Genomic DNA, 12,569 nt, shown 5'->3' on the forward strand with positions numbered 1-12,569 from the left:
CTTACATCGATAAACCTGAAATTATGGCAAGTAATCCCACCACCAAGCAATAAACTGAAAAATACGTTAATTTACTTTGTTTTACAAGTTGAATCATCCAAGAACAGGCAAAAAGTCCAGCCACAAAAGCAGCCACAAAAGCAATGGCCATTGTGCCAAATTGCTCGTTTTCATAGGCCAAGGAGCCTTCTAACAAGTCTTTTCCGATTTTACCGATAATTAAAGGCAAAACCATCAAGAAGGAAAACCGTGCGGCTCTTCCCTTATCAATACCCAAAAGTACAGAGGCAGATATGGTGGCACCAGAACGAGAAATCCCGGGTAGCATAGCCACGGCCTGGGCCAACCCGACTAAAAAGGCATCTTTAAAAGATACCGGTTTATCTGTGTTTTTGGCCTTATCGGCCAAGAAAAGTAAAACTGCGGTAACCAGCAACATGAAACCCACAAAGACAATTTTTCCTCCAAAGACCTGTTCCAACTCTTCTTCAAAAAAAACACCTACGACTACTGCGGGAATCATAGATAGGATAATTTTAAGCGAAAAAATAGATTCCTCATTCCATTTGAACTGAAACAAGCCCTTTAATATTTCTAAAATATCCTTGCGGAATACTACAATAGTACTTAGAGCGGTGGCAAAATGTACCACTACTGTAAACATCAAACTTTCTTCAGGCAGGCTTCGGCTGCCTAAAATTACCGATGCGATTTCCAAATGTCCACTTGATGATACAGGCAAAAATTCTGTCAATCCTTGGACTATGCCAAGGATGATTGCTTCAAAAACAGTCATTATTTTTTTTCAGTTCTATAAAATATTGCGAAAAATTGAAATAAAAATCCCAGCATAGTGAGAATAGGCCCCAGGGTAAGTCCCATGAAGCCAAAACCATGCGGTTCACGGTCCAAGCCAATGATAGTAAAGCCTAAAATGATGATGCCTAGACCGATAAGCATCAGTTGATAATTTTTTCGAGAAAATGGAAATGCGTTTTTCTTCATGATTCAATAAAGTTCGTCCAAGGACATTTTCAAATATTTGTTGACCGACCTAAGGGTACTTAATAAGGAAAGGAAGGCACCCAGCAAAACTAACGCCCCAAAAAGCAGGAGAAGCCACTCCAAATTATATAACAAGTTAAACCCCTCTATCATTTGCTTGCCATATTCCATTAAAAGGAACAACATCCCGGAGGCAATAATACCCCCTAAAGCTCCATAAAAAAAAGCTCTCCACAAAAAAGGCCCCCGTATAAATCCCTTAGTGGCTCCGATCAATTGCATGCTGCGTATTAGGAAACGCTGTGAAAACAAGGCTAACCGTATGGTATTATTGATAAGTATGATCACCGTTATCATCAAAATAAGTATAAAGGCCCCAAGTACAAGGCTCACCTTGACCAAGTTTTGGTTGATGGACTCCACCAAGTCACTCATATAGGTCACTTCAAATACACCTTCCATGGATGTTAATTCCTGGGCAATCTCCTCGATCATTGAAGTGGACTGGTAACTTTCCTCTAAAGAAAAGGTAAACGAATCCCTAAGGGGGTTGTCTTTAAGGAATTTGGTGAAATCCTCGCCCACCTCCTGAGTAAAAACCTGGGCTGCATCTTCCTTAGAAATAAAATGGAGCATGGCCTTACCTTCTTTGTTTAGCACGTAAGGCTTCTTTCCCAGTGTTTGCTCCAACCCCTTTATTTGGTTGGATGACAAACCTTTGTTGAGGAATACCTGCACCTCGATATTTTCTCGTATCAAAGTCGTCAAGGTTTTGGCCTGAATTATGATTAACCCGAATAACCCCGTGATAAACAATGATAATGTAATGCTGAAAAGTACGCTGGCGAATTTATAACTACCTAACCTTGTTTTCCTTCTTTGTACTTTTGCCATGGCTAAAATAAATAATTTTCAAAATTAAGGAGCAACCGTTACTTAACCAACCTTTATGACAAATTGATTGGAATAAGATTTTTGCTCACTACCGCATAGGCCATTCCTTCCCCATAATTATTAATTTCCATTGTTCCTGTAAACCTCCCGAAAGCAGGCAGGACAACTCTATCTTCGGATTCGTAAAAGCAAGGAAACCTAAGGCTCTGTTTTCCCTTACCGCTGAGCCGTATTCCCGGGTGGAGATGACCGCATATATTGGTAAGCCCCACCGCATTTACCGGTTCATGACTCAATAGGAAAGAGCCAATCTGGATAGGGTGATGATGAACAGTAAGTTGGGATTGGGAATAAATTTCCTCCCTTAAAATGTCATGGTTGCCTTTTACCAACTCAAAACCCACTTGTGAAAACTCTTTCATGAACATCTCAAGAACCCCCCAATGAGTATTCCAGTCACTATGAAAAAGATCACCTAAGAAAACTACCTTTCTGGCCTTTTTTGTGCGGATGAGTTCTGCAATTAGGGCAAAATCGGATTCATGAATGTTTTCTGGAATAGGTATTCCCCCCTTACGAAAATGCCTTGCCTTGCCAAAGTGGGTGTCTGCAATTAAAAGGGTACTTAAATCTTCCTGCCATAAAGCCTTTTCCATCAGGAAAGTGAGCTTTTGACCGTTTATAACTTTACAAATTTGACCTGAAAACTGGCCTTTTTCTATCATAGAATTGGCTGTGCAAATTTCCTACCTGATATGTATTACAAATTTAAACTAGTAATCCTAAGAAAACCTGGCCAATCATATGGAAAGTTCCTTGATGATTTTTGCTGGGTTTCCACCCATCACAACATCGGAAGGAACATCCTTGGTAACGACAGCACCTGCTGCCACAACAGACCGGCTACCTATGGTGACTCCTGGGCAAATTATGGCTCCACCTCCTACCCATACATCATCTCCTATGGTAATGGGTTTGCCATTTTCTAGCAAGGTACCCCTGGTCTTAGCATCGAGGGGATGCGTGGCTGCATAAAGTTGCACATGGGGGCCAAAAAGGCAGCGATTGCCTATATTTACCGGAGTTACATCCAGAATTACGCAGTTGAAGTTAAAATACACCTGATCACCTACAAAAATATTATAACCATAATCGCAGTGAAATGGGGGTTCTACAAAGAAGTCTTTTCCGGTTTTACCAAAAAGTTCTATTAATAGATCCATCTTAAGGGCTTCGGGGTCGCTTTCGTTAAACATTTTCACAGCCTTTCTAGCTCTAACCCGTTCTTTCACCAACGTTTCGTCGGAAGCCAAATAGAGTTCCCCTGCCAGCATCTTTTCTTTTTCTGTAGCCATGCGCTATGCTAGTAAGGTTTGTTCGATTTGTTTCAAATGCCTCTCCTCGTGGGCTATAATTATTTCGAAAGCAAGGAAAAGGGGGTAAACCACCCAATTGCTCACTGGAGAAGCGATGATAACATCTTTTTCCAATTTCGACTCCAATTGTTGGATATAATTGGACAACTCGTGCTGTTGGTCAAAAAAGGCCTCTAAGATTCTTTCGTCGTAAAGACTTTTATTGGGTTTCCAAGTTCCAAAAGTCTTAGTCTTTCTAGGCTGCTTCATGGCTTTAAGTAATAATTCTCCTGTTTTCTGGGGAATTAATGGCAGTTTTGCCAGCCATGACTCGCGATAACTGCCCTCTAAGATCTGGTCGAAAGTTGGGAAATAGGAAGAATTGACAGTTATAAGATGCGCTAGATTTTCTGCTACGCTCCACCTATTGGGAGAAGGCTTGTGATTGAGCTTTTCCAAAGGAAGGCCTTTTACGGTCTTTTCAAAAGAATAGCTCAGCTCTGCAATTTCCATTTGCCATTTATCGGCTTTTTCTTTCATAGGTTTATAATTTGTTTTTTAAAGGCCATATGGAATCTCGTAGTCTATAATCATCCCTCCGTGCCTCGCTTGCGTCATGCCCTGACTGCCGTCAGGACAGGCTCGATTTCATAGGTTTATAATTTGTTTTTTAATGGTCACACCTGACTGGCATGCCTTCGGCAGGTAAACCGTCAGGCAGGCAGCTTGCACCTGCCTGCCCCGAATTTGCTTCGGGGGACTCGATTCGGGAGAATCTAACAATCACCCCAATAGCTATCCGGGGCAGTCCAATGTGTGATGTGCTCGTCATGCTCGGTTTCATATCCATAGATGGGATTGTATTGGCTAATGAAATTCTATTTAATACTTTCGGGAAATATAACCAAAATGTCCTTAATTTTGGCTTGAAATCTTTTATTTTGAGCCACCTTTGATAAATTAGACTTAAATATTTGGGGGTTTTGTATGCGATTGTTGACATAGAAACTACTGGTGGATTTTCTTCCGGTAACCGCATCATAGAGGTTGCTGTGGTTCTCTATGATGGGGATAGCATATGCGATACCTATCAGACTTTGATAAACCCTCAACGTAACTTGCCCGGATTTATCACGGGGTTGACGGGGATTAATGAAGACATGCTATCCAATGCCCCTGTTTTCAATGATATTGCCCAACGGCTATATGGGATGCTAAAGGACAAAGTTTTTGTTGCCCACAATGTAAATTTTGATTTAAATTTTATTAAAGAAGAATTCATCAAGGTAGGTATAGCATACAATCCCTCCAAACTATGTACAGTACGGCTTAGCCGGAAGATTTTTCCTGGTCACAGAAGCTATTCCTTGGGCGCTATCTGTGGAGTCAGGGGAATAAAAATAGATGGAAGGCACCGAGCGATGGGAGATGCCCATGCCACGGCATTGCTTTTTGGCCAGTTGCTTAAGAACGATCCTGAACAAAACATCCTTGCATCCCTTAAAAACAAAGGGGCAGAAATGAGCTTGCCGCCTAACATCAGTAAGGATATATACCAAAACATTCCAGAGGGGACAGGGGTGTATTATTTTCATGATGCCAAGGGGCAAGTCATCTATGTTGGTAAGGCCAACAATATCAAAAAGAGGTTTAAAGGACACTTCGTGGGTAAATCGAAAATTGCCCTTAGAACGGAAATACATGATGTGTCTTTTGAGCTTACGGGCAACGAGTTTTTAGCCTTGTTGCTGGAAACCTTAGAAATCAAAAGGCTATGGCCAAAATACAACCGCTCCTTGAAGGTTAAAAGCAACGGGTGGGGGATTTTTTTGTATGAAGATCAAAACGGATACCAACGCATGACAGTGTCCAAAGTTAACGGGAAACAGGTTCCTATTTGTACTTTCTCCAGCCATTCTGAGGCCTGGCATTTTTTAATGGACCAGGTTAAAAATCATTCCCTTTGCCCTAAACTCTGTGGAATTCAAAAGGCAAAGGGGGCATGTTTCGGATTAGAGGGGGCACCATGCAACGGTGCCTGTATGGGGGCTGAATTACCAGAAAGTTATAATGCCCGTATCCAGCAATTTTTGGACAAGGTGCGCATGGATGGATCCAGGATCCTGATCAAGGAAAAGGGCAGGGATCAATCAGAGGAAGTAGCCCTTCTTTTTGAAAATGGGATCTTGTCCGCATTTGGTTTTGTGGATAGAGAACATCAAGTAGAAGGAGATATTACCAATCAGTTGAAAGCCGTAAAACCGGTTATGGAGACAAAACATTTGCTTAGGTCTTACTTGGAGAAAGCAAAAAAGGATAATATTTACTTATTGCCCTCCTAAATACTGAGTAACTTTAGCCTCGATTATCTTCAACTAACTATTTTCTCAAATGGATATTAGAGACCACGAACCCTTGCCCATGTACAAACCCGCAAATGACAGATACCAACGCATGCAGTATAGGAGATGCGGAAAAAGTGGAATAGACCTTCCCCTTATTTCATTGGGCCTATGGCACAATTTTGGGCACACCGATGACTTTAGAATTCAGAGGCAATTGCTAAGGCAGGCATTTGACCTAGGGATCACCCATTTTGACCTGGCCAACAACTATGGCCCTCCTTACGGAGCCGCGGAGGAGAATTTTGGCAGGATTATGTCAAAGGATTTTAAACCCTATCGGGATGAAATGATCATCTCTTCAAAGGCAGGTTGGGATATGTGGCCAGGGCCTTATGGTAACTTTGGCTCTCGTAAGTACTTAATCGCCTCTTTGGATAAAAGTCTAAGAAGCATGGGACTTGACTATGTGGATATATTTTATCACCACCGACCTGATCCCGACACCCCGCTAGAAGAAACTATGGGAGCATTGGATCAGATAGTAAGACAAGGGAAAGCCCTCTATGTGGGTATCTCCCAATATAGTGCTGAAGAAACTGCCAAGGCCTCCAAATTGCTAAAAGCCATGGGTACTCCCTGTTTGATTCACCAACCTAGGTATAGCATGCTGGATCGTTGGGTGGAAAATGGTCTCTTGGATGTATTGGAAAAAGAAGGTATAGGGTCAATTGCTTTTTCCCCACTTGAACAAGGGGTATTAACCAATAAATACCTAGGTGGTTTTCCGGAGGATTCTCGTGCCAAAAAGGACGGCCGGTACCTAAAAATGGATGCCATCACTCCTGAACTTCTCCAAAAAGTAGAGGGTTTGAACGCCATAGCGCAAGAAAGGCGACAGAGTTTGGCACAAATGGCAATTGCATGGTTGCTAAAAGATCCCCGCATTACAACAGTTTTGGTCGGGGTCAGCAAGGTTTCTCAATTAAAGGACAATGTTGATGCCCTAAACAAATTAGAGTTTACTAAGGACGAGTTAAAGCGGATTGAGGAAATATTAAAAAAATAGTTGTTTGTAAGTGAAAAAAAAACCTAGTAGAGGAAGAAGGTTTTACCATGGAAGACCGAATTCCTCTGCTAGGTTGTTAATTTTTTTAGCGCATGATTAGGGGAATGTTCAGTTCCTTATTCCTCTTTGTCCATAAGGGGGTTTTCATTGGTATTCAAAACTGGAGTCGGAGCGGTCTTAGGAGCAATGGATGTATTCTCCTGCATCCCATTTTGTCTAGCTTCCTCCCTTGCCTTTATCACATCCTCTGCAGGAGGAGCAAACAATATTTTCCAGGCCTCAGAAAAGCTTTCGGCTTTTTTCATGTCCTTTACTATATCCACCCATTCATGAAACACCAAATAAATGGGATTGTAGGAAGTTACAGGTTTAGTGATCCCGTAATTTGGTCTTTCCCCTTCCGGCATAAAAGTGCCGAATATCCTGTCCCATATGATAAAGGTGGATCCATAGTTTTTGTCCAGATAATGTTCGTCGCTGGCGTGGTGTACTCTATGGTGTGAGGGAGTAGTAAAGAAAAACTCAATAGGAGCCGGAAGTTTTTTGATAAATTCGGTATGGATCCAAAATTGGTACAACACGGCGATTTGATGGCAAATAAAGAAAACAAATGGATCGAAGCCCATGCACATCACAGGGATAAAGAATATAATTTTTATATGTTGTGTCCAGCTAAGTCTAAAGGAAACCGAGAAGTTATATTTTTTTGAATTGTGGTGGGTGACGTGGGTGGCCCACCAGAACCGCTGCTCATGAGCAACCCTGTGTGCCCAATACCTTGCAAAGTCCAAAGCAAAAAAACAAGGAATAAAGGACCACCAAGTTGCTGGGATTTTCCAAGGAACAATATTATAAAAGAACAATGCAATGCCAAAGATAGCTACTTTGATCAAGGCACTTATTCCTACATTAACAAAACCAATGGTGGAGGCGGCAAGAAAATCCTTGCCATCGTAAGCATCTTTATTTTTATTTAGGCTTATTATCCATTCCACAAAAACAAGAAAAAACATTACTGGTGCTGCCCATAAGATAATATTCGGCCACTGATCTGCACCAATGTCCTCTAAGGTAAGATGATTTTCAAACATAAAGTTAAGGTTGGATTGAATTTCTTGGGAAACAATAACACCAATTTAGGGATTTTAATCGAGATCTTCAAAAGATCGAACACTTAAATTTGTGCTTAGGGAAAATGCCAATGGGAAAAGAAAGAGCCTGTCCATGGATGGGCAGGCTCTTGAATTTTTAAGTAAGTAAAAAACAGTAATTTACTCCTCCTCTTCTATAGGCTCCAAAATATTTTCCTCACCTTCTCCCTCCTGGGGCATAGGTAGTAGGTTGTCCTCTTCCTCAAAGGAAGGAGTCAAAATTTGGTTCCTGGCGTTGTCTATGTTTGGAGAACTGAACTCAGGACCACTGCTAGTTTGATGAAAGGCGGATGAGGCCAAGGATAGGACAAGGATAAATATGGCCAAAACCCAAGTTGCCTTTTCAAGGATATTACCGGTTTTTGTCACTCCCATGATTTGGGAGGCTGAGCCTCCAAAAGCAGCACCCACGCCCCCTTTTGAATTTTGTCCCAATATGACCAATACAAGTAGTACGGCCAAAATAATGATTATGCTAATTAACACTACAAACATAGCTGTATTATGATTTATTCTCTATTTTTTCAATTGCGTCGGCAAAGTAAGCTCTTTTCTCTGGAAATTTCAACATTAATTTTTCATAGATTCCCTTTGCTTCATCTAATTTCTTTTGCTGTACCAACAACTTGGCAAAAGGTTCGGACACCACTTCACTATTGGGTTGGGTACTGTTCAAGGATAGATCTTGCTGGTTTTCCTGACCTTTTGCAGGTGCTATCTTGATATTTTTCTTATTAAACTGTTTGATAAGCTCCTTTTGCTGTAACTGAATAGGGTCGCTAATCGTTTTTTTTTCCTTTTTCTTGATGGAGTCTATTAGCCTTTCTCCTGTTTCGTCTTCTTCTGTACTTTCCAAGTTCTGGGAGCTTACAGCGGCATCTTCAGTTTTTTTTTTAAATCTATTCAGGTTTTCTTCAAGTCTTTTTAATACATCTTCCCTACTATCATTTCTTTTCCGTTTTTCTCCTGATTCCTTTCCTTCCTCTTCTGAAAGGGAAGGGTTTTCAGGAGTGAAAACCGTATTCCCAACATCATCTTTGTCGGCAACTGACAAGGGTATTGGTGCATCATCCTTCGTTTCACTAGGAATAGGCCCTTCCTTTTCCAACTGAATTAAGCTACCTAAAGGATTTTCTATTAATTCTTTAAGCCATTGTCGGTTTGTGGACCTTAAGGCTGCATCATGAAGCTTGTCATTGGCATACCCCTTAGAAGAGTTGATTTCATGCTTCGCTGCTATAATAAAAGGTGGGAGGAAATAGGGGAACTTTTGGCTCAACTGTAGCGCCTCCCGGTACCTCTCTTGATCCAAATGATCAATGTTCTTTATCAGTTCCAAAAATTCCTTTGCGTCCACTTCTATTAATTTATTATGGTAAGATATAAAGTTAAGTCAATAATTTCAAACTACCAATTTGCTACAGTAGCGGTAAAAACGTCTTGGATGATATTTTCAAAGATTACCTCTACAAGTTCGGTTTCCACCTGAAGGAGGGAAGTGTTCCTGGGATCGTAATCCTGGAAGAAGGAAAAGGTTCTTTTCATATTTTCCTCCTCATTAGTGAGATTAATAAATTCCACTTCCACACCAATTGTGATCCTCATCTGACCGGCTCTGTCAGGTTGTGTGGGGCTTTGACTGGATACCGGTGCTTGTGGCGTGATGTCATATCTGGTGATAGCTCCCAAAAACTGAAGGTCTCCACTTCCTCTAATCAGTTCCAATTGCGTGTTACGTTGAAAGTAATCCTTCAAATCCTCCGTGAATAGTTGACCCATATTGGCAGGACCTCCTCCGGAATCATTGAAGAAATTTTCCACAGAAAAAGTCTTGGTTACATTATAGTCTAATGTGGTGCCAGTGAAGCTATACTCCACCTTACAGGACCAAAGGCAGAAAGCGGTCAACAGCATTGAGAAGACACTAATAAACCTATTCCTGAATATCATATTGTTTTATTTTTCTATATAACGTCCTTTCAGAGATTCCAAGGTCCATGGCAGCATATTTTCTTTTATTATTGTGTTTCTTCAGTGCTTTGAGAATGAGTTCCTTTTCTTTCTTTTCAATGGATAGGGAACTTTCATCTTCTTCATGGGTAATATCTTCGATGATATCCTCTTTATACTCTCTTTTTGGGGTATGGTTTCTTTCCTGGCTTTCCTTTTCCCCAATATTGTCTAGCACTAGGGGTAAATTTGTACTGGTCTGTTCTTTCCTATCATAGGAAGAAGGCTGACTTTCCACATCTTCAAACAAATCCTGGTGTTTCTTCAAAAGGCTTTGGTTTAACCCACCGGATTGGTAAGTTTCCAGCAGCAGCTTCTTAAGGTCTGTCATGTCCTTACGCATATCAAACAAAACCTTGTAAAGGATTTCCCGCTCGCTGAAATCTGCCTTGCTTTCGCCGTGAGAATTGCCTCCACCTGAATAGGAAATTGGCAGTGTGGAGTTTTCCGTGGGTAAATATTGCGATAGTGTCTCGCCATCCACTTCTTTTTCCTGTTCCAATAAGGAAATTTGTTCGGCCAAGTTTTTTAGCTGGCGGATATTGCCGGGAAACGGATACTTAATCAAACGTGACTTTGCCTCTTCGGTAAGTGATATGGGCTTCACATGATACCTTTCAGAAAAATCAGTAGTGAATTTTCTAAATAACAAAATAATGTCTTCACCTCTTTGCCTCAGTGGAGGTACAAAAATAGGAACCGTGTTAAGCCTGTAATACAAGTCTTCCCTGAATTTTCCCTTTTCCACTGCCTTTAACAGGTTTACATTTGTCGCCGTGACCACCCGCACATCGGTTTTCATCACTTTAGAGGAACCCACTTTGATAAATTCTCCGTTTTCAAGTACCCGCAGCAACCTTGCCTGTGTACCAAGAGGCATTTCCCCAATTTCATCCAAAAAAATAGAACCTCCGTCCGTAACTTCAAAATACCCCTTTCTGGCTTCATGTGCTCCTGTGAAAGACCCCTTTTCATGACCAAATAGTTCTGAATCAATCGTGCCCTCCGGTATGGCACCACAGTTAACGGCAATAAACTTACCGTGCTTCCGTGGGCTCAGGCTGTGGATGATTTTGGAAAAGGACTCTTTACCGCTTCCACTTTCCCCTGTAATTAATACCGTCATATCTGTGGGTGCAGCTTGCATGGCCACCTGTATGGCGTGGTTGAGAAGTGGGCTGTTGCCTATGATTCCAAACCGTTGTTTAACACTCAATATTTCGGAGTCGCTGATCATGTTCATCCTTTCAAGCCACTATTTCCCCAAACAACGTTGCAGAGGAGCAATCCACAATTTTTACTTTTAAATAGTCCCCTTTTTTATAATCTCCCTTTGGAACGATAACCACTTTGTTGGCACTGTTCCTGCCTTTCCACTCTTCCAGCGAACGTTTGGAAGTACCCTCGATCAGTATTTCTTGCACTTTTCCTATGTCTCTTTGGTTTCTGGCTAAGGATATTTGATTCTGTTTGGCGATGATTTCTTGGAGCCGTCTTTTCTTAACCTCTAGGTTGATATCGTCCTTGTATTTTTTGGCAGCCAGGGTTCCAGGTCGTTCCGAATAATAAAACATATAGGAAAAGTCGTATTTTACAATTTCCATTAGACTTAAGGTATCCCTGTGTTCCTCTTCAGTTTCAGAGCAAAACCCTGCAATCATATCGGAAGATATGCCACAGTCTTCCCCCAGTATTTCTCGAATTTTTTGAACCCTCTCTAGGTACCATTCCCTGTCATAGGTCCTATTCATCAGCTTCAATACCCTGGAATTCCCGCTCTGCGCGGGTAAATGGATGTATTTACAGATGTTGTCGTACTTTTTTATGGTATATAGTACATCATCTGTGATGTCTTTAGGGTGTGAGGTAGAAAATCTTACTCTCAGTTTAGGGTCAATTTTGGCTATCCACTCCAGAAGGTTGGAGAAGTTCACTATTTGTTCTACCGCATCCTCTTTTTTGTTTAGCCTCGCCTTATTATTTTCCTGCGGGGACCATTTGTAGCTGTCTACATTCTGGCCCAATAAGGTAACCTCTCTGTAGCCCTTTTCGAATAACTCCTCAGCCTCTTGCTTTATGGAATAGGGGTCCCTGCTCCTTTCCCTACCCCTGGTGAAGGGCACCACACAAAAGGAACACATGTTGTCACATCCTCTCATAATGGAAATAAAGGCACTTACCCCATTGCTATTTAACCGGACAGGAGAGATATCTGCGTAGGTTTCTTCTCTGGACAGAAAGGTGTTGACCCCCTTATTGCCTTCTTCAGCGGACATTACCAAAGAAGGCAAGTCCCTATAAGCATCGGGGCCAACCACAACATCCACTAGTTTTTCTTCCTCTAACAATTTTTCCTTGAGCCTCTCAGCCATACAGCCCAATACCCCTATGGTAAGGGATGGATTTTGGGATTTGATATGGTTAAACTGTTGAAGCCTCTTCCGCACCGTTTGCTCAGCCTTTTCCCTTATTGAGCAGGTATTGAGGAAGATCACATCCGCCTTTTCAAAGGATGCGGTGGTGTCGAAGCCGTTTTTTTTCATGATGGATGCCACAATTTCACTATCTGAGAAATTCATTTGGCAACCATAACTTTCTATGTACAGTTTCTTTGATTTCCCTGTTTGCTCTTCCTTCGTGGTTGTAAATTCACAGCCCTGGACTTCCTGTTCAGGTAAAATATCAATATCTTTAATAATGTTTTGCATAGAATTTGTGCAGCTTTCAAAGCGCAAATTTAGTA

At 41.5% G+C, this 12,569-nt stretch carries 14 protein-coding genes; 2 read left to right on the top strand and 12 right to left on the bottom strand.

Annotated features, from left to right (window positions below):
* Nucleotide 1: 1 nt before the first annotated feature.
* From DB520_RS16330 to DB520_RS16355, 6 genes are all read right to left on the bottom strand, one after another.
* Complete coding sequence (locus DB520_RS16330) at nucleotides 2-796, bottom strand: undecaprenyl-diphosphate phosphatase (RefSeq protein WP_114750793.1); 795 nt, start codon at nucleotides 794-796, stop codon at nucleotides 2-4.
* On the bottom strand, nucleotides 796-1,005 hold the full coding sequence (locus DB520_RS16335; protein ID WP_114750794.1) for a DUF3098 domain-containing protein: 210 nt from the start codon (nucleotides 1,003-1,005) through the stop codon (nucleotides 796-798). The genes DB520_RS16330 and DB520_RS16335 overlap by 1 nt, the downstream gene beginning before the upstream one ends.
* Before the next feature lie 3 nt (nucleotides 1,006-1,008).
* Nucleotides 1,009-1,899: a cell division protein FtsX gene (locus tag DB520_RS16340; protein WP_114750795.1), complete on the bottom strand. Its 891-nt coding sequence runs from the start codon at nucleotides 1,897-1,899 to the stop codon at nucleotides 1,009-1,011.
* 53 nt (nucleotides 1,900-1,952) lie between these two features.
* Nucleotides 1,953-2,624 carry a ligase-associated DNA damage response endonuclease PdeM gene (gene pdeM / locus DB520_RS16345; RefSeq protein ID WP_114750796.1) on the bottom strand — a complete coding sequence of 224 codons (672 nt, stop codon included), beginning with the start codon at nucleotides 2,622-2,624 and terminating at the stop codon, nucleotides 1,953-1,955.
* 75 nt (nucleotides 2,625-2,699) lie between these two features.
* Nucleotides 2,700-3,254 (bottom strand): sugar O-acetyltransferase, encoded by a 555-nt coding sequence (locus DB520_RS16350; protein WP_114750797.1) that lies wholly within the window; start codon nucleotides 3,252-3,254, stop codon nucleotides 2,700-2,702.
* A gap of 3 nt (nucleotides 3,255-3,257) precedes the next feature.
* Entirely contained in the window at nucleotides 3,258-3,794 is a 537-nt protein-coding gene (locus DB520_RS16355) for a DinB family protein (RefSeq protein WP_114750798.1), read from the bottom strand.
* A gap of 443 nt (nucleotides 3,795-4,237) precedes the next feature.
* Here DB520_RS16355 and DB520_RS16365 point away from each other — a divergent pair, with 443 nt between their 5' ends.
* Complete coding sequence (locus DB520_RS16365) at nucleotides 4,238-5,596, top strand: exonuclease domain-containing protein (protein WP_114750896.1); 1,359 nt, start codon at nucleotides 4,238-4,240, stop codon at nucleotides 5,594-5,596.
* Between the two features lie 49 nt (nucleotides 5,597-5,645).
* On the top strand, nucleotides 5,646-6,665 hold the full coding sequence (gene mgrA / locus DB520_RS16370; protein WP_114750800.1) for an L-glyceraldehyde 3-phosphate reductase: 1,020 nt from the start codon (nucleotides 5,646-5,648) through the stop codon (nucleotides 6,663-6,665).
* Between the two features lie 116 nt (nucleotides 6,666-6,781).
* Here mgrA and DB520_RS16375 read toward each other — a convergent pair whose 3' ends face one another.
* The 6 genes from DB520_RS16375 to miaB form a co-directional block, all read right to left on the bottom strand.
* Nucleotides 6,782-7,756 (bottom strand): sterol desaturase family protein, encoded by a 975-nt coding sequence (locus DB520_RS16375; RefSeq protein ID WP_114750801.1) that lies wholly within the window; start codon nucleotides 7,754-7,756, stop codon nucleotides 6,782-6,784.
* A 180-nt stretch (nucleotides 7,757-7,936) separates the two neighbouring features.
* On the bottom strand, nucleotides 7,937-8,311 hold the full coding sequence (gene secG, locus DB520_RS16380) for a preprotein translocase subunit SecG (protein WP_114750802.1): 375 nt from the start codon (nucleotides 8,309-8,311) through the stop codon (nucleotides 7,937-7,939).
* A gap of 7 nt (nucleotides 8,312-8,318) precedes the next feature.
* The gene (locus DB520_RS16385; protein ID WP_114750803.1) at nucleotides 8,319-9,173 is read right to left on the bottom strand and encodes a hypothetical protein; all 855 of its coding nucleotides are present in this window, start codon (nucleotides 9,171-9,173) and stop codon (nucleotides 8,319-8,321) included.
* A 50-nt stretch (nucleotides 9,174-9,223) separates the two neighbouring features.
* Nucleotides 9,224-9,730 (bottom strand): LptE family protein, encoded by a 507-nt coding sequence (locus tag DB520_RS16390; RefSeq protein ID WP_114750804.1) that lies wholly within the window; start codon nucleotides 9,728-9,730, stop codon nucleotides 9,224-9,226.
* Nucleotides 9,731-9,749: 19 nt separating this feature from the next.
* Complete coding sequence (locus tag DB520_RS16395; RefSeq protein ID WP_114750898.1) at nucleotides 9,750-11,063, bottom strand: sigma-54 interaction domain-containing protein; 1,314 nt, start codon at nucleotides 11,061-11,063, stop codon at nucleotides 9,750-9,752.
* A gap of 10 nt (nucleotides 11,064-11,073) precedes the next feature.
* Nucleotides 11,074-12,534 carry a tRNA (N6-isopentenyl adenosine(37)-C2)-methylthiotransferase MiaB gene (gene miaB, locus DB520_RS16400; protein WP_114750805.1) on the bottom strand — a complete coding sequence of 487 codons (1,461 nt, stop codon included), beginning with the start codon at nucleotides 12,532-12,534 and terminating at the stop codon, nucleotides 11,074-11,076.
* Between the last annotated feature and the right edge of the window lie 35 nt (nucleotides 12,535-12,569).

Origin of the sequence: Pleomorphovibrio marinus, assembly GCF_003347495.1 — a bacterium.
Taxonomy (GTDB): domain Bacteria; phylum Bacteroidota; class Bacteroidia; order Cytophagales; family Cyclobacteriaceae; genus Pleomorphovibrio; species Pleomorphovibrio marinus.

Bases quoted from the DNA above. Each gene is read 5' to 3' on its own strand.
- DB520_RS16330 (WP_114750793.1), bottom strand. From the start codon at position 796: ATGACTGTTTTTGAAGCAATCATCCTTGGCATAGTCCAAGGATTGACA.
- DB520_RS16335 (WP_114750794.1), bottom strand. From the start codon at position 1,005: ATGAAGAAAAACGCATTTCCATTTTCTCGAAAAAATTATCAACTGATG.
- DB520_RS16340 (WP_114750795.1), bottom strand. From the start codon at position 1,899: ATGGCAAAAGTACAAAGAAGGAAAACAAGGTTAGGTAGTTATAAATTC.
- pdeM (WP_114750796.1), bottom strand. From the start codon at position 2,624: ATGATAGAAAAAGGCCAGTTTTCAGGTCAAATTTGTAAAGTTATAAAC.
- DB520_RS16350 (WP_114750797.1), bottom strand. From the start codon at position 3,254: ATGGCTACAGAAAAAGAAAAGATGCTGGCAGGGGAACTCTATTTGGCT.
- DB520_RS16355 (WP_114750798.1), bottom strand. From the start codon at position 3,794: ATGAAAGAAAAAGCCGATAAATGGCAAATGGAAATTGCAGAGCTGAGC.
- mgrA (WP_114750800.1), top strand. From the start codon at position 5,646: ATGGATATTAGAGACCACGAACCCTTGCCCATGTACAAACCCGCAAAT.
- DB520_RS16375 (WP_114750801.1), bottom strand. From the start codon at position 7,756: ATGTTTGAAAATCATCTTACCTTAGAGGACATTGGTGCAGATCAGTGG.
- secG (WP_114750802.1), bottom strand. From the start codon at position 8,311: ATGTTTGTAGTGTTAATTAGCATAATCATTATTTTGGCCGTACTACTT.
- DB520_RS16390 (WP_114750804.1), bottom strand. From the start codon at position 9,730: ATGCTGTTGACCGCTTTCTGCCTTTGGTCCTGTAAGGTGGAGTATAGC.
- DB520_RS16395 (WP_114750898.1), bottom strand. From the start codon at position 11,063: ATGATCAGCGACTCCGAAATATTGAGTGTTAAACAACGGTTTGGAATC.
- miaB (WP_114750805.1), bottom strand. From the start codon at position 12,534: ATGCAAAACATTATTAAAGATATTGATATTTTACCTGAACAGGAAGTC.